The sequence below is a fragment of the Methanosaeta sp. UBA356 genome, from assembly GCF_002496465.1.
GTDB classification, from domain to species: Archaea; Halobacteriota; Methanosarcinia; order Methanotrichales; family Methanotrichaceae; genus Methanothrix; species Methanothrix soehngenii.
On the sequence record NZ_DAKC01000053.1, the window covers coordinates 1 to 18637 of the forward strand.

Annotated in this window: 22 protein-coding genes, 1 tRNA gene and 1 other RNA gene; 9 read left to right on the forward strand and 15 right to left on the reverse strand. The window is 54.8% G+C overall.

Features of this window, described 5'->3' with window-relative positions; translation table 11 throughout:
• On the forward strand, positions 1–321 hold a 321-nt coding region (locus tag BP727_RS04395; protein WP_286857577.1), incomplete at its 5' end, for a nitroreductase family protein.
• Positions 322–412: 91 nt separating this feature from the next.
• Here the strand turns inward: BP727_RS04395 and BP727_RS04400 are convergent.
• Both BP727_RS04400 and ffs read right to left on the reverse strand, forming a co-directional pair.
• Positions 413–880, reverse strand: a complete 468-nt coding sequence (locus BP727_RS04400; protein WP_013719523.1) for an HAD family hydrolase — start codon at positions 878–880, stop codon at positions 413–415.
• Positions 881–958: 78 nt separating this feature from the next.
• Positions 959–1273, reverse strand: an RNA gene (gene ffs, locus BP727_RS04405) — signal recognition particle sRNA.
• 56 nt (positions 1274–1329) lie between these two features.
• On the opposite strand from ffs, the gene BP727_RS04410 reads away from it, so the two are divergent.
• Positions 1330–1584, forward strand: coding sequence for a transcriptional regulator (locus tag BP727_RS04410; RefSeq protein WP_013719524.1), 255 nt, complete (start codon positions 1330–1332; stop codon positions 1582–1584).
• Positions 1585–1592: 8 nt separating this feature from the next.
• On the opposite strand, the gene BP727_RS04415 is transcribed toward BP727_RS04410, so the two are convergent.
• Positions 1593–2564, reverse strand: coding sequence for a phosphoribulokinase (locus tag BP727_RS04415; protein ID WP_013719525.1), 972 nt, complete (start codon positions 2562–2564; stop codon positions 1593–1595).
• A gap of 72 nt (positions 2565–2636) precedes the next feature.
• A complete protein-coding gene (locus tag BP727_RS04420; protein WP_342766270.1) occupies positions 2637–3563 on the reverse strand; it encodes a transcriptional regulator in 927 nt (308 codons plus the stop codon).
• A gap of 39 nt (positions 3564–3602) precedes the next feature.
• Between BP727_RS04420 and BP727_RS04425 the strand changes: the two genes are divergently transcribed.
• Complete coding sequence (locus BP727_RS04425) at positions 3603–4874, forward strand: tRNA(Ile)(2)-agmatinylcytidine synthase (protein WP_273279055.1); 1272 nt, start codon at positions 3603–3605, stop codon at positions 4872–4874.
• Positions 4875–5004: 130 nt separating this feature from the next.
• Here the strand turns inward: BP727_RS04425 and BP727_RS04430 are convergent, their stop codons facing one another.
• Positions 5005–5940 (reverse strand): manganese-dependent inorganic pyrophosphatase, encoded by a 936-nt coding sequence (locus tag BP727_RS04430; protein WP_013719528.1) that lies wholly within the window; start codon positions 5938–5940, stop codon positions 5005–5007.
• Between the two features lie 383 nt (positions 5941–6323).
• On the opposite strand from BP727_RS04430, the gene tmk reads away from it, so the two are divergent.
• The gene (gene tmk / locus BP727_RS04435) at positions 6324–6959 is read left to right on the forward strand and encodes a dTMP kinase (protein ID WP_013719529.1); all 636 of its coding nucleotides are present in this window, start codon (positions 6324–6326) and stop codon (positions 6957–6959) included.
• Between the two features lie 70 nt (positions 6960–7029).
• Here the strand turns inward: tmk and BP727_RS04440 are convergent, their stop codons facing one another.
• A complete protein-coding gene (locus BP727_RS04440) occupies positions 7030–7662 on the reverse strand; it encodes a 6-hydroxymethylpterin diphosphokinase MptE-like protein (protein WP_273278198.1) in 633 nt (210 codons plus the stop codon).
• Between the two features lie 32 nt (positions 7663–7694).
• On the reverse strand, positions 7695–8618 hold the full coding sequence (locus BP727_RS04445; RefSeq protein WP_273278199.1) for a hypothetical protein: 924 nt from the start codon (positions 8616–8618) through the stop codon (positions 7695–7697).
• Positions 8619–9166: 548 nt separating this feature from the next.
• Between BP727_RS04445 and BP727_RS04450 the strand changes: the two genes are divergently transcribed.
• The 3 genes from BP727_RS04450 (at position 9167) to BP727_RS04460 (ending at position 11352) form a co-directional block, all read left to right on the forward strand.
• Positions 9167–10027, forward strand: a complete 861-nt coding sequence (locus BP727_RS04450; protein ID WP_013719532.1) for a coiled-coil protein — start codon at positions 9167–9169, stop codon at positions 10025–10027.
• A 187-nt stretch (positions 10028–10214) separates the two neighbouring features.
• Positions 10215–10724: a KEOPS complex subunit Cgi121 gene (cgi121, locus tag BP727_RS04455; RefSeq protein WP_048132176.1), complete on the forward strand. Its 510-nt coding sequence runs from the start codon at positions 10215–10217 to the stop codon at positions 10722–10724.
• Between the two features lie 28 nt (positions 10725–10752).
• On the forward strand, positions 10753–11352 hold the full coding sequence (locus tag BP727_RS04460) for a DUF2150 family protein (RefSeq protein WP_286857584.1): 600 nt from the start codon (positions 10753–10755) through the stop codon (positions 11350–11352).
• A 60-nt stretch (positions 11353–11412) separates the two neighbouring features.
• Here the strand turns inward: BP727_RS04460 and map are convergent, their stop codons facing one another.
• The 5 genes from map to BP727_RS04485 all read right to left on the reverse strand — a co-directional run bounded on the left by map (position 11413) and on the right by BP727_RS04485 (position 14618).
• Positions 11413–12294: a type II methionyl aminopeptidase gene (gene map / locus BP727_RS04465; RefSeq protein ID WP_276988182.1), complete on the reverse strand. Its 882-nt coding sequence runs from the start codon at positions 12292–12294 to the stop codon at positions 11413–11415.
• Between the two features lie 50 nt (positions 12295–12344).
• Positions 12345–13490 (reverse strand): M24 family metallopeptidase, encoded by a 1146-nt coding sequence (locus BP727_RS04470; protein ID WP_273278200.1) that lies wholly within the window; start codon positions 13488–13490, stop codon positions 12345–12347.
• Between the two features lie 6 nt (positions 13491–13496).
• A complete protein-coding gene (locus tag BP727_RS04475) occupies positions 13497–14243 on the reverse strand; it encodes a geranylgeranylglyceryl/heptaprenylglyceryl phosphate synthase (protein ID WP_286857588.1) in 747 nt (248 codons plus the stop codon).
• Positions 14244–14262: 19 nt separating this feature from the next.
• The gene (locus tag BP727_RS04480; RefSeq protein ID WP_013719538.1) at positions 14263–14412 is read right to left on the reverse strand and encodes a 50S ribosomal protein L40e; all 150 of its coding nucleotides are present in this window, start codon (positions 14410–14412) and stop codon (positions 14263–14265) included.
• Between the two features lie 55 nt (positions 14413–14467).
• Positions 14468–14618: transfer RNA gene (locus BP727_RS04485), tRNA-Ser, on the reverse strand.
• Between the two features lie 71 nt (positions 14619–14689).
• On the opposite strand from BP727_RS04485, the gene BP727_RS04490 reads away from it, so the two are divergent.
• Positions 14690–15925, forward strand: a complete 1236-nt coding sequence (locus BP727_RS04490) for an NAD(P)-dependent malic enzyme (protein WP_273271874.1) — start codon at positions 14690–14692, stop codon at positions 15923–15925.
• Between the two features lie 117 nt (positions 15926–16042).
• Positions 16043–16171, forward strand: a complete 129-nt coding sequence (locus BP727_RS04495; RefSeq protein WP_286857592.1) for a hypothetical protein — start codon at positions 16043–16045, stop codon at positions 16169–16171.
• 50 nt (positions 16172–16221) lie between these two features.
• Here BP727_RS04495 and BP727_RS04500 read toward each other — a convergent pair whose 3' ends face one another.
• The 3 genes from BP727_RS04500 to BP727_RS04510 are packed head-to-tail and all read right to left on the reverse strand — an operon-like array spanning position 16222 to position 18490.
• Positions 16222–17205, reverse strand: a complete 984-nt coding sequence (locus BP727_RS04500; protein ID WP_273278201.1) for an isocitrate/isopropylmalate dehydrogenase family protein — start codon at positions 17203–17205, stop codon at positions 16222–16224.
• Positions 17178–18005 carry a DUF7714 family protein gene (locus tag BP727_RS04505; protein ID WP_273278202.1) on the reverse strand — a complete coding sequence of 276 codons (828 nt, stop codon included), beginning with the start codon at positions 18003–18005 and terminating at the stop codon, positions 17178–17180. Before BP727_RS04505 ends, BP727_RS04500 begins: the two co-directional genes overlap by 28 nt.
• A gap of 5 nt (positions 18006–18010) precedes the next feature.
• Positions 18011–18490: a 3-isopropylmalate dehydratase small subunit gene (locus BP727_RS04510; RefSeq protein WP_342766271.1), complete on the reverse strand. Its 480-nt coding sequence runs from the start codon at positions 18488–18490 to the stop codon at positions 18011–18013.
• Between the last annotated feature and the right edge of the window lie 147 nt (positions 18491–18637).

The window sequence follows — 18637 nt, forward strand, 5'->3', positions numbered from 1 at the left end:
AATTCAGAGCGGGATATGATCTTCTATGGCGCTCCTCTGCTTATTTTCATCAGCGTTAAAAAGAGTCCCAATCCCCTGTGGAGGGTGGTGAATTTCTTAGACTGCGGCCTCGCTGCGCAGAATATGTTTCTCTTCGCCTTCCAGGAGGGGCTGGGAAGCTGCTTCATCGGATTTGCCGATCACTTGAACCATGTTCCGGAATCTCTGGCCCAGATCGGAATTCCCGAGGACCACGAGCTCATGGCCCCGCTGATCTTCGGCTATCCAAAGGAGGTCCCGGAGGCAATGCCAAGGGAGGCGAAGGTGCTCAGGTGGATCTGAAGCATCGATCAATAACGTTTTCTGGACATAATTGACCTGAGCTCTGGCCTCTGAGTTCCAATCGAGCTTTTGGAGAGCCAAATCTATCTTATCATAACAGGATGAGCAGTCCAGTCAGGCTTAAGACGCATTCACCATCTTCCGGCTGGCATTCGCCCCAGTTCCGTTTCAGTATCGCCCTCCAGCCATAGCTTCGAGCGGCAAGGATGTGCTCGTGCTCCTCGGTGACAAATATGGCCTTATTCTCTGCTTTCACCAGTCCGCTCTTTTCCAGTGCCCGGTCGAAGATTCGCTTATCCGGCTTTTTGATATTTTCAGGGTGCTCAGAGGAGAGGACTATAAGATGGGGGTCAATGAACGAGGCGATTCTGCATTCCTCCAGAAAGGAGTGCACCTCGTCGACTGTTACCTCTTCAGACAGGTTGGAGATCACTCCCAGCCGGTAGCCGCGCTCACGCAGCGCCTTCAAGGTCTCCAATGCATCGCTGTAGAGATAGTACTGACCGTTCACCTTTTCAAGCAGGGTATGGGTGAGGTCGAAGAAGATCGCAGGGCGCATGGAATTGCCAGTAATGATATCAACCGGATAGAATCATTATGCAGAGCTATATATGAATGTTTTCAGGGCAGCGTTAAATGGCGAGCACGCCGGCAGTCGCCCCCAGGCTTATGCGCCAGTTTTTCCCGATGCTTTCTCCTCCCCTTACACCTATAAGCGACAGTTACCCGCAGTGGGTCTGCTCCCTTCCGGGCCTGAACCGGTTCCTGCAATTATGGTACACGGGTCATTCCTCAGAAGGACCCATGGACCGGTGCTATCCCTACAGGACGGAGAATCATAGTCGGCAGCTGGACTGAACGCACAGCGCCCGAGGTCTTCCGTCAGCTTCGCCCCCCGCGTATCGACGATTTCGGGTTATAGGTGACGCCGAACCACCCGGACTGCCCGCCACTTTTAACATTGAGGTGTACAGCTAATAAAGCTAACGCAAAAAAGAGGTGCAAAATATGGCAGATGACATGGATGCAATTATGGGTTTCATCATGGGAAACAAGCAGCGGGAAAGGATTGTCCAGATCCTGGGCTCCAAGGGGAAGATGGAGTCAGATAAAGTGGCCAAGGTCACTCATATCCCTGCCCCGTCAGTCAAGAAGATACTGGCGGAGATGGCAGAGCGGGATCTGGTCCGAGAGGAGAATGGCATCTGGGGACTTACCGGGGCTGGAGAAGAGATAGAAAAGGAGCTTAAGAAAAGAGGCTGAGTAAGCCTCTAATAGCCCTCTTCCTGGAGGAGATAGTCCAGCTTCTCCACGCAGTTCCAGGTTAAGATGAGCTGGGCCAGGCCGATGGCATTGACGTATTCTTCCCTTCGATCGCTGATCATGCCGTCCGTTCCCAGGGATTCTCCCAGCTTCTTCTCCAGGTCAGAGATCATGGATTGATGAATCTCCCCGTCCATGGTCATGATCCCCACCCTTTTCCCGTAGTAGTCATCCCTCTGAAACTCAATGGAAAACTCATGCTCCGATCGGCGCAGAATCTTGGAGAGATCGATGTTCATGCTCACCTCGGACACGGGATGCTCCATTATCTCCATGATCAGCCGCACCGAGTACCAGTCCAGGGTGGACTGGGAATCGAGTAGAGAGGGATGAAAACGGGAGTCTTGAATCTTGATCACAATCTGGGCATAGATCTTCTGGATGTCCACATAGAGCTTGTAGTCCGGCTCGCGCTGTAGAATCTCTGCCATCACCTGTCCTGTCTCATAGCCCCGCTCGCCCACATCTCTCCTGATCTTCCACAGCCTTTTCACCGACCGGGAGGGATCGACGAATATCTTGAAGTCGATCTGGCTTCTCAGCCGCTCGGTGTAAAGGGGGTGAAGGCCCTCTACGATTATCACCGGCGCCGGGCCGAAGGGCACCGTCCCTGAGATCTCTCCGGTGCGGTGGTCGTAGACCGGTTTGTCTATTCTCTCATTTCTCCGCAGGGCTTCCAGATGCTCAGCCAAAAGGTCGAACTGATTGGCATCGGGGTGCAAGGGGGTGATGTTTCTCTCCTTTCTCTGCCTTCTGTCCAAAGAGTGGTAGTCGTCCATGGAGAAGGTGGCCACCATATCCTCCCCCAGGATCCTTCTAATGCCCCGTGAGATGGTGGTCTTACCCGATCCACTATCCCCAGCAATGCCAAATACGAATACCCGTCCCGATTCCCTGATTCTGTCCTTGAGCGATCTCATGAGAGCACAATGCCTCCAGAATGCAATTCTGGCTAAGAAATAGATGAATGTATGCCTTGGATGATTTAAGGCCTATTTGCTCTTTTTTTCCGCCACCAGATCCTCAAAATCCCGGGTTTCGTCGATGTCCTCCAGCTCCCTTTTCTCAATGAGGGCGGTCTCCTCTATGCACTCCAGCTTCGTCTCACCGTCCACTATCACCACCGACTTGGTGCGGGCGACGGAGGAGAGGCTGCTCATCAGTCGGGCCTTCTTGATTATGCTCTGGGAGAACTTGCCCACGCCCGTGAGGACCACCAGTTTTCCTTCCCTGGTTATGGCATTAAATGGCGCCTGGGCGGTGGGAACCACCTCAAAACCGATCTCCAGCAGCAGTCGTAGGATGTTGTCCGTCACCGGCCCCTTCTCCTCTGCCACCGCCTCGGTCTGGAAGGGATCTACCGGCTCGATCAGCTCCTCATTGAAGATCTCCTCCAGCTTCAAAGCCACATCCACCGAGGTGTCCATGTCCTCGACCTCGTACTTGCTAATGGTCCTGCGGGAGACGCCTAGCTCTGTGGCCAGGGCCCCCAAAGATATGCCTCGTGCCAGCCGGATCTGTCTCATCCGGTCTCCATCGATGCGCACATAAAGCCCGCCGTGCGCCGCATAGACCAGGGGCAAGGCCCCTTCCAGCAGGCAGTCTGCCAGGGTGAACAGGCTGAGGGTGGGAATGCCATAGCGGAAGTAGACCGCTCCCCTCTCCAGGTACTGGTCGCGGGTCTTCTCTCCGACCAGTATGGGGCTGGCTAATAGGTGCTTGGCCAGACGCCTGATCTCCAGGGCAGTCCTCTCATTCAGGCCGTCGATATTGGAGAGGATCTTCAAAAAAAGGAACTGATCATCTCTTCTGGCTGCCAGGTCGAAGCTCCTGGGACGGAGATAGCAGCGGTCAGAGGTAGAGAATCCTGCCTCTCTCAAAACCTCCTCCACATGCGCGGCAAGAAGCTCCTTATCCATCATTATATATGTCCGTTTGACCGCTATTTAAGCTTGACCATGTTTATTGGAATAGATGATACCGATTCTGAACGAGGCCTGTGCACCACTTATCTGGCCGCGGTGCTCATGGAGAGGCTCGTTTCTTGGGGGGAGATCGAGGGCCTGCCCAGGCTCATCCGCCTCAATCCCTGCGCCCGCTATAAGACCCGGGGCAATGCTGCCCTCGCCTTCAGCCTTAAGAGCAGCCGCCCGGATATGGTGAAGAGAATCGCTCTCCAGACGCTTCTCGAGCTTTCCGACTTCTCCGGGTCCAACACCAATCCCGGACTGGTGATTGCAGAGGAGGTGACGGAGAGGATGAGGGCCTTCTATCGCTCTGCGGTCACGGAGATTCTCAGCATAGACTCCGCGAGACGACTTCTGGACGAGGAGGGGATATGGTATCGGGGCTTCAAGAAGGGAAGGGGTCTGATCGGCGCTCTGGCTGCGGTGGGGGCAGACCTGCCGGACTGGACCTATGAGCTGATAGCCTATCGGCAGCGCAGCCGCTGGGGCACGCCCAGGTTCATAGATCCCGCCACCGTATGGGAAGCGGACAGGCTCACTTATCCCCAGACCTGGGATACTGTGGACCATCATAACCATAGAGTGGTATTCGCTCCCCATTCTGCTGATCCCGTCCTCTTCGGCATAAGAGGCTCGGATCCAGTGGCCATTAAAAGAGCATTTGAGACCATAAGATCTGAGCCGGTGGAGAGGTATGTGCTCTATCAGACCAACCAGGGCACAGATGCCCATATCCTCGAAGGCCAGATAGCCCGGGCAAAGGACAGCCAGAGCTACCGGCTGCACGGTTTCGTCGCCGGGCCGGCCAGGGTGATCGCTGGTGGACACGTATTCTTGACCCTTCATAATGAGGGAGTGGGGCTGAATGGGGGGGGCAGGATTGAGTGCGCAGCCTTCGAGCCCACCAAGAACTTCCGCAATATCATAAAAGAGCTGCGGCCGGGGGATGAGCTGGAGGTCTTCGGTTCGGTGCGGGATGGAACGCTGAACCTGGAGAAGATCAACATCCTCCATCTTGCTCCCGAAAAGGTACAGGCAGCGCCCTTATGCCCTCAATGCCATAGAAGGATGGAGTCCGCGGGCAAGGGCCAGGGCTATCGCTGCCGTCGCTGCAAGACCAGATCATCCTCTCGCGAAATAGAGAATCGGGCCCGTGATCTTGAGACCGGGTTTTATGAGGTGCCTCCCTGCGCTCGCCGCCATCTCTCGATGCCTTTGGTGCGCTTGAAACAGAAGGATCTATGCATTCACCCCAGCCGCTAGACCATTTCAACTGTGAGCAATCAGTTGCAGGACGGTGGCGATTTAGGCGGGATGGTGTGCTGGCAAAGGGAAAAGAATGCAAAAAAGAGAAAAACTAAAGGTGGCCCATCGGCCACCAAATCCAGATGATTTATTTCTTGAAGGCGCCTTCCAGGGGCGGGACAACCTGCTTTTTCCTGGAGAGTACCTTTTCCTTATAGATGGAGTTATTCTGGATCTTGCCGCCGAATGCCTTCTCAAATCCTGCCGCTGCCTGGGCATTTCCTACGAAGAGAATGTCGCTTGCCTCTTTCATGACATCGGTGAGCATCAGAACGATCATATCCAGACCTTCTGCGTCCTTCATCTTGTTCATCTCTTCCAGGATTGCCGCTCTCTTGGGCTCCAGGTCCTTCAGATCCATGACCTCGATCTGACCAACGCCGGACTTTGTGCCGGAGAAGTCGAACTTCTTGAAGTCGCCCAGGAGAATATCCTTGGCCGACTTGGATGAGACATCGCTCTTGGCCTTCAGCAGCTCCATGCCGAAACTCATCGGATCGACGCCAGCGATTTTGGCCAGCTTCTCCACTGCGGTCTTGTCGCGAGGAGTGCAGGTGGGCGACTTGAATAGGACGGTATCTGAGAGGATGGCGGACATCATCAGGCCAGCCATCTCCTTGCTGATCGGCACATTGTTCATCTCATAGAGGTTCGCGATGATGCCGCCAGTCGCGCCCACCGGCTCATTGAGGAAGAATATGGGCTTTCCTGTGGCCAGGCCCCCTATCTTGTGGTGGTCCACGATCTCCACGATGTTCTCCATATTGAGATTGTCCACCGCCTGGGCCATCTCATTGTGGTCTACCAGTATCACTTTCTTGTCTGTAGCATCGGTGAGCTTCTCCGGGTAAGGAACCTTGAAGTGGTCCAGCAGGAACTTGGTCTCGGCATTTATGTCTCCTGCGGCGGCAGGTACGGCCTCTTTCATTCCCAGGGCGTTCTTCAGATTGGCATAGGTTATGGCAGATGTTACAGAATCGGTATCAGGACTCTTGTGCCCGATTACATAGATCTTGTCGGTCAAACGAAGCACCTCAGCATTGTTAATGTAGAACACTAACTTAAAGCTTACTGGCGGCAGCGCTCCGATATGAGTCGATTATTATATCGTATGTAGATAACTTTATTAATCATGGATGAATTCTTGTAATGTCCCTTTCGAGGGCTGACACGAGCTTAGAGTATGTTCTGCCGTGAGTGCCGGTGCAGGATAGGGACTACAGGCCGCGTTGATAGGTCCTTATGGTAGGATACTGACTATCGTCTACCTATGACCATGAGACAACCCAAATGCGGTACAGACGCCCGTTGCGAGGGTTGCTGGCCTGACTGCGGATACCCATCGGATGACGTGCCAGAGTTAGTATCGGGCGACAAATTAATCTTCATTATGGCCTTTCTGAAGTTGTGAAAGGCCTGCTTATCACACTGGAGGGGATCGACGGCTCGGGAAAGAGCACAGCGATCCGCCATATTGCGGCAAAGCTGAAGGAGCTGGTTCCGGAAAGAACGCTGCTCATCACCGCTGAGCCCTCCAACAGCGCTGCTGGGAGGATACTGCGTTCAGAGATATTGAGGGAATCGACCGGCGAGCTATCATTTGCCGAGCACATGGAAGAGCTCTTCCTCTTCATGGCAGACCATGCCCGCCACCTGGCCGATACCATAATCCCATCTTTGGAGGCGGGGGCAATTGTCTTATGCGATCGGTATGCCGACTCCACCGCTGCCTATCAGGGGGTGACTCTGAAAGGGATTGTTCCCGATCCCCTGGTCTGGATCAGAGAGATCTATCGACCATGGAACCTGCGCCCGGACAGGACTCTCCTCTTCCTTTTGGATCCCCAATTATCAGTGCAGAGAATCAGCTCTCGTTCGGGGAGAGAGAAGTTCGAACGGCAGGAGTTTTTGCGCCAGGTGGACGGGAACTTTCGCAGGCTGGCATCCCTGGAGCCAGAGCGCTTTGTGATCATAGATGCGAGCCTCGATGAGGATGCGGTGGCAGAGAGCGCTGTATCTTCCATACTTGAAATGCTGACCTAGCCAGACCTTGTTGGGGACAGGAGGGGCAACCCGAGCAGCGGCAAGATCAGCTCGCTCCTGATACACAAGCTCACTTTTCGGATAGGGCGATCTCTATTAGCCTCTTTGCCCAGGCCAGCTTCTTTCTTTTTCGGGGGGTCACGCTCTGGTCCTCAAAGTCAAAGCCCACCAGCTCAATTGAGGACGCCCCGAGCTCGACCGCCAGGAATACGGACCGATCTCCGTCTGTGAATCCCCCAAAGTTGTACAGTCCACCCGATGGCCGGCACTGGCAGGTGCCGATGACATTCTCCAGCTGGGGCACATATATGGCTAAGGCATCCAGATTGTCTCCGTGAGCATGAACGACGATGATCGCTTTCTTCTGGCAGGCCTCCAGAATTGCAGGAAAGGGGCCGTCCAGGTCGGAAACCACAACATCCGGCACAATTCCCCTTCTTAAGAGAACTGCTGCCGCCCCGTCCGCAGCGATGCGGGCAGCATCCATAGGGGGCAGCGCATCGAGCTCGCGGTCAAGGGATGGAGCATTGCCAAATATCACTGCCTTTCTCCCGCGAATCCGTTCCTCTGCCGATGGGCGACAATCTCCGGAATACTGCAAAAGCTCTGCCAGTAGATGCGCTCCCTCTTCATCCCTGGCAGAAGAGAAGCCGAAGTCCTGCAATATCTGATTGTAGAATGGCTCCCACGTAGCGAACTGCATATTAAAAAAAAGCGGGAGTGTTTCTCCCTCACTTAGTAGGTTCTTTGAAACTGGGCCTGGGTTGGTGCCTTAAAGCAGGTGCAATCGAAGATACCGGTTGCAGACTTGATGTACTTCTTTTCGGCAGAAGTCATGCTGTCAAAGCCGCCGAAGCAGCAGGGCAGCCAGTCCTCATTCTTCTGAACCAGACGGTAGGGAGTCTCCAGCGTCATGTTCTTTTCGATATGATAGGTTCCCCAGTAGTCTTCGTCTATCTCAATTGCTGGATTTCTCCAGGCAGTTTTCCTGATCGCGAGGTTCTCGGCGGTAAAGTCTCCGTCCTCCAGGCTGGCATAGTTGTCTGCGGCCTGCAGGACACCAATGTGAGCCTTTCCGTCGGTCATATCCTCATTTATGGTCATCTGGGTATAGCCAATGCCGAAGATCTCAGGATCGTAGGTCTTATTGAAGACCTCTTTGACGACTATGTTCAACTCCTTATCCAGTGCATGGGCATACTCGACCTCATGATGCATGCTGGTGCCGGCGCGGTAGTTCTTTACCCAGGTCTTCTCCTTGAGCAGGGAGCTGTAGTCCAGGGGATTTGCTGCATAATATCCTGTTCCAACTGCAATCCTCATGGGCGCATAGACCATGGAGACATCCTCTTTGAACTCAATGCAGTTCTGATAATAATCATTGTAGTCTGCGTTGGCATCGTGGGTAAGGCGGTCCATATCCTGTAATGTCAAGAGGGACTCGCTGTTCAATGAGCCACTGCCGTGGGCGTAGTTTTTGACTGCGGTATTGCCCGCTTTGGCATAAATATAAGTCATGAAGTAGCCGTTACCCTGCACGCTCTGCTCGAAGTCGAATGTGGTATTCTTTTGCAGGATAGCGTTGGTGTATTTATACCCTTCATTAATGTCATTATCGGTTGCTGCTAATGAATTCCCCGTGAAAGCAATCAAAATCATTGCTGTCAGCGCTGCTAGTCTGGCCTTCAGATCAATCCCTCCATCTAAGCGAATATTGCCATTTCCATTAATATTCCTTCTTTTCTTTTGGTCAAATCACCTATTTCAATCTGTTGATTGCCTTTTGCATGCAAAGGCGGGATTTTGCCCTTCACTGCGTCATGGTAGACCCCTTCTCTGCTATGGAGTGGTCAATTGAGGGATTGATCCTTTTGGCCATTGTCCGGAGATAACCAAAAGGTTAATACGTAAAGGGTTTCTCGATAGGTATTAATATGCTCGCTCCTGTTGATCTTATGGAAAGGCCATTTTTGATCATACCGCTTGCATCAAACAACTGAGCAGTGGATAATCTGGAATGAGAATAGTGCACCTTTGTGCACTAGCCCGGCAATTCCATTTGAAAAACGAGTTGGGCGTATAAAAAACCCATATGTATCGCGCCATAGAAAAGCGCTTCGCCACCCTGGCGAAGGATTCCCGGGTTTTTTGGTTCCGGAGCGGGACCAAACCCCAGCCGTGGGCTGGAACAGGAGGACAAACGGGGGATGCTGGCAGAACTAGAAGAGAAAAGAGGCAAACTCAGGCAGGAGTCCCTTGCCTTTAAGGACAGACGCAGCCAACTGAACGCAGAGGCGAGCAAGTGGGCCGCCAAAAGAAATGAGCTTAACAAGGCCACCAAAGAGTTGATCGACAAGGCCCAAGAGCTCAAGAAGCTGCGGGATGAGAATAACAAGAATGTGGCTGAATCCAAAAAGCACAGGGACGAGTTCAACGAGAAGACCAATCAGCTCTATGCCAGGATAGACGATATCCGCAAGAAGTACAACCTCACTGGTGATCGTTCGATAAGAGACTTGCGCCGGGAGATTGATCATCTTGAGTTTAGGCAGCAGACTGAGGTCTTGAGCCCAGATAAAGAGAAGCAACTGGTGGATAAGATTGCCTCCCTGCATGCGGAGTTTAAGAGTCGCAAGGAGCAGCTTGAGAAGAACGAGGAGCTGAGGAAGCTTCTGGATGAGGCTCAAGCATTGAGGGATGAGGCATCAAAGCACCACGATGACGTCACAAAGTACGCAGAGCTGGCCCAGGAATACCATGATCAGATGATTGCGACCTTCAAGGAAGCCGATCAGACCCGTGCGGAAGCAGATGCCGCTCACAAGGAGTTTGTAAAGGCCCAGGAGGCTGCAGATGAGCAGCATAAGGAGTTCATCCGCACCCAGCGAGAGGTTCGCGACTTCGAAAAAGTGATCATGGGCTTGAAGAAGAAGAATAAGGATATCAAAGAGGATCGCGCCAAAGAGGTTGCCAAGCGCGAGGCAGAAGAGATCCTTACCCACTTCCGACAGGGCGAAAAGCTGAATACGGCAGATCTGCTAAGGTTGCAGCGTGCCGGCCTGGTCTGAAAGGCTCGAAAATTTCCACCTAATTGGGCAGATAAACTGCCCTTTCTCAGATTTTAGCATTTCTTGATTTATGCTTGGGCTTGCCTGATGTTTTCGATCCAGTCAAGTGGCAGCGTTTAGCCCATTCTGCTGGGAATCGATTTACAGGACCGCAAGCTTTTAGAGCAGCAGATCCGATCTCGGAGTGATGAACGAAATCCGCCTCCTCTTCGGAAGGCCGGCCATCCCTGATAGAAAGGATCTCATATCGGCAATAAAGGATCTGCAACATCGATACGGTTGTATTGTGCAGGCTTTGGATGCAGATAAAGTGGTAAGCAATAGGCATATCCTCTTCGCCACGGAAAAGGCCTTATCCGCCTTCTCTCAGAGAAGAAACATCGCCAAGGATGTTGGCATGGAGATAATGAGATATGCTTCCGGAGAGAGGCAGATTGAGAGGGCCCTAAATATGGGTGTATCAGATAAGACCGAGCGCATAGCCCTCGTCCTCGCCAGCCTGGAGGGCCAATGCAACTGGCCAGATGAAATAGAGCTGTCTAGACTTCTAAAGCCGGATGGACTGGGCTGCTCCTGCCGATACAATGCGGTAAAAGAGGTTTTTAATATCTCTTCTGCAGAGCTTGATTCGGTGGGAGAGGACAGGATAGAGGATCTGGTTATCGAGAGGGTTGCCCTGGCGGATACATACCGCTGAATTGTATAGAGAAAGGATGAGTTCTACAATGAAGGAAGAATTCTATACCCAGAAGCGTTGGCTTAACTGGATGAACAAGGTGAAGGACAGCAACTTCAAGCTCACAGAATCCGATGATAAGAACTCGGGAGCGGTCTTCATCTATATCATGGACGATGTGGTTTTGGCCTGTCTCAAGGTCATTGCCCGCTTTGAAAGGGAGATCATAAGCGCTGAAGAGGCTTTGGACGATATCGAGGCCATCCGTTCAATTGTCTTCCAGGAGCACGAATCCCTTGGAGAGGATGCCGATCTGATGATAGAATCACTCAAGACCTCGCTTGCTGCTGTATTCGTCTCCAGCCAGCGCTATATCACCGGAAGCTTCGATCGGGAGAGCACCCTCGATGAGCTGGTGGCAAGGGCAGTAGCGGCAGAGGAGAAGGAGAATCTGGATGAGGCCTTCGATCTGCTCAGCCAGGTGGGGGCCAGGGTGATCGGCGGGGAGAATCTTCCCGAGATCGGCGAGCTGCCTTATTGTATGACTGCCGAGCTGATGGACGGCATTGATGCCATCTCCGCGGCCATGATAGGCGATGACAGCTATAAGGATGAGGACGGATCGGAGGATACAGGTGAGGGTGATTAGTCTCGCTTAATTCTGCCCTGTTTTTCCTTCGATGAGAAAATAAAGGCCAAAAAGAATCCTCTAGCCTATCCTGGTTGTCACCTCACATCCATTTTCCAGAATCAGGACCGTATGCTCTGCCTGGGAGACCAGCGCTCCCTCAACCTCCCATAGTACCGGGTATCCGTGCACAGCACCGCTTCGCACGAGATGCATCAATGCATATTCCGCCCTCTCGGCCTTCAACCACCGTCTGGCGAAAGGTAGCGTCTTATAGCTCTCCACGATCTCCTTCATCAGGGCTCTGGCCGCGGGAAGCCTCTGGGGCCGGGACCCGCTGAATCCATAGATCTCAGTGATGGGCGCCTCGCTGATCCTCCCTGAGCCATTGGTGGCGAAGGGCTCAATGGCGATGACATCCCCCTCTTTTAGGGTCACTCCCTTATCCATTCTCTTATTCGGCACCGCTGGCAGGTCATGAGCGATATAGCGAGAGAGTCCATGCCCGGTCAGATTGTAGACCGGTTTGTAGCCGTAGCCAACTATGGCCTCCTCTATCGCCTTTCCAATATCAGCAGTGCTCACCCCCGGCCCGACCAGTTCCAGGGCGGCATCCAGACCCGCCTGGGAGGCCAGGGCCAGATCCTCGTGGCCGCTAAGGTCTATGGTGATGGCAGCATCGGCGATGTAGCCGTCCACATGCACTCCCACATCCAGCTTCACCATATTCTCGGCAAATACGCTCTCGTCCTTTGGCGAGGGTGTATAATGAGCCGCGCTCCGGTCCAAAGATATGTTGCAGGGAAATGCAGGCAGGCCGCCCTTTGACCTTATGGCCTCCTCCACGAACTCGGCCACCTCCAGCAGGGGCACGCCTACATCCACCTTCGGCTTTGCCTCCTGCAGCACTTCGGCCAGAATTCGTCCGGCCTTCCGGTAATTATCTAGAATTTCTGCGTCCATCATTATCACCAAATGGCAAGCCAGCTATAAATGCTCTGTCGAGCTCTTTTTCAGAGGACGAGATCCTTTCTGCAGCGGGTGAGGTTCTCGCATCCTTTATCTCTCACTACCAGAAGATCCTCCAGTCTCACTCCACCGATATCTGGATAGTATAGGCCCGGCTCTACGGTCACTACCTGCGAGCTTTTCAATATCTCCCCTCCTTCGCTCAGGGAGGGCAGCTCATGCACATCCAGCCCCACGCCGTGCCCGGTGGAATGGGTGAAGCCACAGCCATCCCTCTCCGAATAGCCCATCTCCTGGAAGACAGCGGAGACAGCGGCATGGACCTCCTCTCCTGATATGCCGCTTCGAATGGCACCGATCCCTGCCTCCTGGGCGGCAAGAACGGCATGGTAGAGCTCTTTTACCTCCCCAGGAGCCTCTCCTCGAAGGACGGTGCGAGTCATATCTGCGTAGTAGCGGTTAGTCTTGGACCGGGGATAGATGTCGATTACAATGGGGGAATTGGCGGGCAGGGGACCCGTCCCTCGCGCATGGGGTTCGGCTGCCTGGGTGCCGCCGGCAACGATGGTGTCTGCGGCTTCGCAACCATCCTGAAGGAGGGAGATATCGATGGCCGATCGAATCTGCTCAGCGGTAAGGGGCTGGCCCTGAAGGTATAGGGTATCTCCTCGAGGCTCAGAGCAGGCGATAAGCTCCACAGCTCGTTGCATCGCCCTCTCGCAGGCCCTCTGGGCAGTGGTTATGCAATCGATCTCCTGGGGGCTCTTCTTCGACCTTGCCCGCCTGGCCGGGCTCTCCAGGATCTGGATGTCGAAATGCCTGGATAATGGCTGGAATATACCTATCGGGAAGCTGTATGCAACTCCTAAGCGCAATACGCCGTGATCCCTCAAAAAATCCTTCAAGGCCTCTATGTAGGCCAGCTCCGGCTTTCCGCAGCTCTTCAGCTTCTCCATGATATGGTAGTCCCGGGTGCTTAGAACCTCATCTGCACAGGACTCCTTCTTCGCTCTGCTCTTTTCCATGGAGGAGACGAGGATCGAAGTCTTTTCCTGGAAGAGGATGGCGAACCTGTCCCCAGCAAGAAAATGGGAGAGGTAATACATATCCGAGTTGCTTATGCTATCTCCCACAAAGAGAAAGCCATCGATGTTTGATGAATCGAGAAATCTCAGAATATCCGATGACACGAAGTGCTACCTGCGAATGGATGAGGTCAGCTCAGAGATAAAAGAGGCCACATCCTGGCTCTTCTCAACAGCGGTGCCCGTGACTATCAGATCGGCTCCGGCGGCCACCAGCTCTGCGGCTGCTGCACCGCTTCTTATGCCACCGCCCACAATGATCAGCACATCGCCCAGCAGCTTCTTCGTCAGTGCCACCATGCTCGCGGGCACCGGCGAGTCCGCCCCTGAACCTGCCTCCAGATAGACCAGCCTCATTCCCAGGTACTTCCCCGCCAAAGCGTATGCACAAGCCAGCTCCGGCTTCTTTCTGGGTATCAGGCGGGCATCGCCCACATAGCCCACCGTCCCACCGGGCTCGATGATGATATAGGCCATCGGCAAGGCCTCCAGGCGGTAGCGCAGCACCAGAGGCGCTCCCATAGCCTGGTTCTCAATGAGGTAGTTGGGAGAGCGGCTGTTTAGCAGGCTCATGAAGAAGACGGCATCGGCGTTCTCGCACAGCCCAGCTACGCTTGCCGGAAAGAGGATGACCGGAAGATCGGTCACCTTCTTGATCTCGGCCACGGTATTGTGCAGGAGGGCACCCGTGGCCCCCACCGAGCCACCTACCATGATGGCGTCCGTCCCCCCCTGGCTTGCCGCCTGGGCCATCCTCCCTGCTTCCTGGGGGGTCTGGGAATCAGGATCGATAAGGGTTAAGTGGCCCGCTCCGTGCTTTTTTACAGCATCCCTCAGGTGCAGTTCTACCCTGCCCATCTCAAAAGTCATTTTCAATCTAAGCGGTCTTGTTCTCCTTGGACTTCATCCGCAGGCCTTCATAGCCGCATTTGCGGCAGCGTGTAGCTTTTACTGGGTTTCGCGCATTGCAGCGCATGCATATCTTGAGGTTCAAGATTCTGTTTTCTGCTTCTGGAAATCTAGCCATAATAATCAGCTCTTCGTCGCAACTTACTCTGATATGAAACTTTGCATATTTTTAGCGCCGGGGTTGGGATTTTCCTGGCGGGTCTCTTGCGCCCCGTCATTTTGAACCCAAGTGTCCCTGGAAGGGACAACAGGTCTCGAGCCTGCCGCGTTTGAACTTCCGCCGGCCTTCGGCCGCCCGGAATTTGTCCGCTCTGCCACCCCGGCACAGGTTAGACACCCTCTGGCCCATGCTTTATATCTGTTGCTCCCCTGAATGCCTCCCACAGGAGTATGTTATGTCCCTTCGAGAAGAAGCTCTAGCCTTTCATGAAGCCGTCATGGGAAAGATTGCCGTGCACAGCAAGGTGCCCTGCGCCACCAGCCGGGATTTGAGCCTGGCTTATACCCCGGGGGTGGCCGCACCCTGTCGCGAGATCGAGAGGAATCCGGATGACGTCTATCGCTACACTGCCAAGGGAAATCTGGTGGCAGTGGTAACGGACGGGACTGCCGTGCTGGGATTGGGCGATATAGGAGCTCTGGCCTCCATTCCGGTTATGGAGGGCAAAGCGATACTGTTCAAGAACTTCGCCGGGATAGATGCTTTTCCCATAGCTGTCGCCTCCAAGGATCCTGAGGATATAGTGAGGACAGTGGCCATGATCGAGCCGGTCTTCGGAGGGATAAACCTGGAGGATATCAGTGCTCCCCGCTGCTTTGAGGTGGAGGAGAGGCTGAAGAAGGCCCTAAAGATCCCGGTATTTCATGATGATCAGCATGGAACGGCAGTAGTCGCCCTGGCCGCTCTGATCAACGCCCTCCGCCTGGTAGGAAAGGACTTTCGGGATCTAAAGGTGGCAGTGAGCGGGGCAGGGGCTGCAGGGGTTGCCGTCACCAAGTTCCTTTTAAGCTTCGGAGCAAAGGACGTCATACTCTGCGATAGCAGAGGGGTGATTCATAAGTCTCGGCCGGACCTGAACCCCTCAAAGCAGGAGATCGCAGCTCTCACCAATCCACGCAATGTCACCGGCACTCTGGCCGATGCCATTCGTGGGGCGGACGTCTTTTTGGGCCTCTCTGTGGCAGGAATAGTGACCCCAGACATGGTGAGCAGCATGGCCGGGGATGCCGTGGTATTTGCCATGGCCAATCCCGAGCCGGAGATCATGCCCGAGCTGGCACTGGAGGCGGGAGCGGTTGTGGTGGCCACCGGCCGCTCCGACTATCCCAATCAGGTGAACAATGTCCTCGGCTTTCCTGGCATATTCCGGGGTGCTCTGGATGTGCGGGCCAGCGATATCAACGAACATATGAAGATGGCTGCCTCTCGGGCTATAGCCAGTCTGGTGGAGAACGTTACCCGGGAGTGCATCATCCCCTCTCCCCTGGACAGAAGGGTGGTTCCCGCGGTGGCGGAGGCAGTGGCCCGGGCGGCCATAGAGAGCGGCGTTGCCCGGGTGCCCGTCGATCCCGTCCAGGTGGGACGGAGGGCGGAGGAGATGGTGAGGAAACTGGAGAAGGATGTCTGTTGAATGCCTCCGATCGGATTGCCTTCTGATAGCGGTAAAGGAGTGCAAGGGTTTCTTTCCTTTTCAGCTTCGTCCCTGAACCACCAGGTATTAACCATCGGGCATCGCTAATTGCATAGAGTGAATTTCATGAGCAGGCAGTCAAAGAAGAGAAAAGACAGCCCAGAGGTGATCAGGAAAAGGCTGGAAAACAGCCTCCCCTGGTGCTTGTCCCGCTGGTTTGCCCGCCGCATGGGGCGCAGAAAGTAGATCGAATGAACTTTTTTTTGATTAGATTGAATTTTGCGCCGGCCGCCTTTTCAGCTCTCTTTTGCCATCAGATATCCTGTCACTGCTCCAGTTACCTCTGAGGTAGAACATCTGCCGCCCAGATCCGGCGTCCTCACCCCCGCCGACAGCGCCCTTTTCACAGCCTCCTCCATCCTGCCTGCCGCCTCCAGCTCGCCCAGCCACCTCATCATCATGGCAGCGCTGCGAATGGCTCCTACCGGATTGGCAATCCCCTTTCCGGCGATGTCAGGAGCGCTGCCGTGAATGGGCTCGAACAGAGCGCGAGACTTCCCAAGATTGGCGCTGGCGCACAGCCCCAGGCTTCCTATCACCCCTGCCGCCTCGTCGCTCAGGATGTCTCCGAAGAGGTTGGTGGTGACCAGGACATCGAACCTCTGAGGGTTAGTCACCAGGTTGTAGGCGGCCGCGTCCACCAGCATATCCTCATAAAGAATGCCCCGCCGCTCCGCCACCTCCCGGCAGGTCTGCAAAAAGAGCCGGTCGCTTCGCAGCACATTGGACTTATGGATGATAGTAAGACGGCGGCGTCTCGCCGTCAGGTCGCATGCAGCCTCTGCGATCCTCTCCGAACCGCGACGGGTTATCACCCTCAGGGTACGCGATTCCTCCACCCCCACCTCCTCCACTCCGGAGTAGAGTCCCTCGGTGTTCTCTCGCACGATGATGAAATCAAGATCCTGGGACTGGAAGGGCCGGATGTTGGCATAAAGGTCCAGGGCCCGCCGCAGCCTTAAGAGAACGCTCCGGTAATTGGGATCAGGTGGAGTGGTGATCGCACCCAAAAGAATGCAGTCGCAGCCAGAAATCTCTTCCAGATCATCTTCGTCCATCGCCTCCCCTGTCCTCTTCCAGCGGCCCAGGCCGATCTCAAAATGGACCAGATCGAGTGACGCTCCCGCGGCCCTCAGAACCACCAGGGCGCTTTCAACCACTTCCGGGCCTATGCCGTCCCCGGCAATCACTGCTACCCTCTTAGATCCTTGACCAGACACCTTACCGCCTCCGCTATCTCCCGGGCACCATCACCCCAGTGGACAACAATTCCCGGCTGGCCGCATTTCACCGTCCTCCCCCTCCTCTCCGACCGGCAGCAGCGAGTGATGAATGGCCCCTGGGGCTGAAATTCTCTTTCCCGGCAATGGATGGGACAGACATTGATGAATTCGTGCTCCTTTCCTGGATTGTTGGCCAGAAAGATCTCTCGCGATACCTCGCAGCCCACTATCCTCGGCCGCTCGTGGACCACGGGGTCGCAGTCCAGAGACCTTCCCAGCCCCCCTGCCCGGCAGGGATAATAGACGGACGGGCAGTAGAACCTCTCCAGGTTCAGGATCCTGGGCACGAACCTCACCATCAGGTCCCCCAGCACACCGCAATCCTCCAGCCCCTGCAGGGTGCAGATCAGCCAGGGCGGATCTGGTGGGGAGACGTCCATGACTTCGATCTTCAGGACCTGGCCGGGGTCGGGATCTTTGACGAAGGTGATGTGCTCGTCCGGGCCCTGGAAGACCACTGTGTTCACCCTGCCTTCTCGAGAGATCTCATATGCCAGATCGATCAGGAGGGTTCTATTCCTGGTATCCACCCTCTCCGGATAGAAGGCGATCTCCTGGCCAGAGGCGATCAGCTCCAGATCCTGGACCTCTCTCATGAAACCCTCTCCACTGCTCTTCACCGCATAGAGGCTGGGGCCGTCCCGGCTGATCAGATACTGGGTGGAAAAGTAGATGGGTCCGCCCCGCTCTTCTTGGTCTTTTATGCCCACGAATTTGTAGTTGTCAGGAAAGATCATGTCAGTCAGTCCAGGCCTCTCTCTCGTCTCCGGTGGGCCACCAGCCCCCCATCCTTCAGTATGGCCATCAGAAAGTCAGGCAGGCGGGTTCCCTGATAGAGTCTGTCCTCCACCCGCACCGTACCGGCTTGAAGGTCCACCTCCACCATTTCCCCCTCCTGGCAGACGGGCTGGGCCTCAATGAGTGGAAGGCCGACGTTGATTGCGTTCCGGTAGAATATGCGGGCGAAGGACCTAGCTACTACCGCAGCCACGCCCGCCTCTTTCAGTGCCACAGGCGCCTGCTCGCGGGACGAACCGCTGCCGAAGTTCTCCCCGGCCACGATTATGTCTCCCTTCCCGACGCGCGATGCAAATTGAGGGTCTATGCCCTCCATGACATGCTCCGCCCAGAGATGGCGGTCTCGCGTCCGCAGGTACTTTCCCGGGATGATCACATCCGTGTCCACGTCGTCGCCAAAGATCCATGCCTTGCCCTTGATCATAATGCTGCCCACATCCTGTAGAGCATCTCCCTGTTCGAAGATGACATCATACATTGACCGCATGCCTTGATAATACTCTTTTCCCATCCAGCAGCCGACGGGTGCAGTGGCATTCACTTTCATCCTGCACGCCCATCCTTTTTCTGC

Excerpts from the sequence above, each read along its gene's own strand:
- BP727_RS04400 (WP_013719523.1), bottom strand. The coding sequence starts at position 880 with ATGCGCCCTGCGATCTTCTTCGACCTCACCCATACCCTGCTTGAAAAG.
- cgi121 (WP_048132176.1), top strand. The coding sequence starts at position 10,215 with ATGAACGAAATCCGCCTCCTCTTCGGAAGGCCGGCCATCCCTGATAGA.
- BP727_RS04440 (WP_273278198.1), bottom strand. The coding sequence starts at position 7,662 with ATGCAGTTCGCTACGTGGGAGCCATTCTACAATCAGATATTGCAGGAC.
- BP727_RS04475 (WP_286857588.1), bottom strand. The coding sequence starts at position 14,243 with ATGGGCAGGGTAGAACTGCACCTGAGGGATGCTGTAAAAAAGCACGGA.
- BP727_RS04425 (WP_273279055.1), top strand. The coding sequence starts at position 3,603 with ATGTTTATTGGAATAGATGATACCGATTCTGAACGAGGCCTGTGCACC.
- BP727_RS04410 (WP_013719524.1), top strand. The coding sequence starts at position 1,330 with ATGGCAGATGACATGGATGCAATTATGGGTTTCATCATGGGAAACAAG.
- map (WP_276988182.1), bottom strand. The coding sequence starts at position 12,294 with ATGGACGCAGAAATTCTAGATAATTACCGGAAGGCCGGACGAATTCTG.
- BP727_RS04480 (WP_013719538.1), bottom strand. The coding sequence starts at position 14,412 with ATGGCTAGATTTCCAGAAGCAGAAAACAGAATCTTGAACCTCAAGATA.
- BP727_RS04450 (WP_013719532.1), top strand. The coding sequence starts at position 9,167 with ATGCTGGCAGAACTAGAAGAGAAAAGAGGCAAACTCAGGCAGGAGTCC.
- BP727_RS04510 (WP_342766271.1), bottom strand. The coding sequence starts at position 18,490 with ATGATCAAGGGCAAGGCATGGATCTTTGGCGACGACGTGGACACGGAT.
- BP727_RS04415 (WP_013719525.1), bottom strand. The coding sequence starts at position 2,564 with ATGAGATCGCTCAAGGACAGAATCAGGGAATCGGGACGGGTATTCGTA.
- BP727_RS04460 (WP_286857584.1), top strand. The coding sequence starts at position 10,753 with ATGAAGGAAGAATTCTATACCCAGAAGCGTTGGCTTAACTGGATGAAC.
- BP727_RS04420 (WP_342766270.1), bottom strand. The coding sequence starts at position 3,563 with ATGGATAAGGAGCTTCTTGCCGCGCATGTGGAGGAGGTTTTGAGAGAG.
- BP727_RS04490 (WP_273271874.1), top strand. The coding sequence starts at position 14,690 with ATGTCCCTTCGAGAAGAAGCTCTAGCCTTTCATGAAGCCGTCATGGGA.
- BP727_RS04505 (WP_273278202.1), bottom strand. The coding sequence starts at position 18,005 with ATGATCTTTCCTGACAACTACAAATTCGTGGGCATAAAAGACCAAGAA.
- BP727_RS04445 (WP_273278199.1), bottom strand. The coding sequence starts at position 8,618 with ATGATTTTGATTGCTTTCACGGGGAATTCATTAGCAGCAACCGATAAT.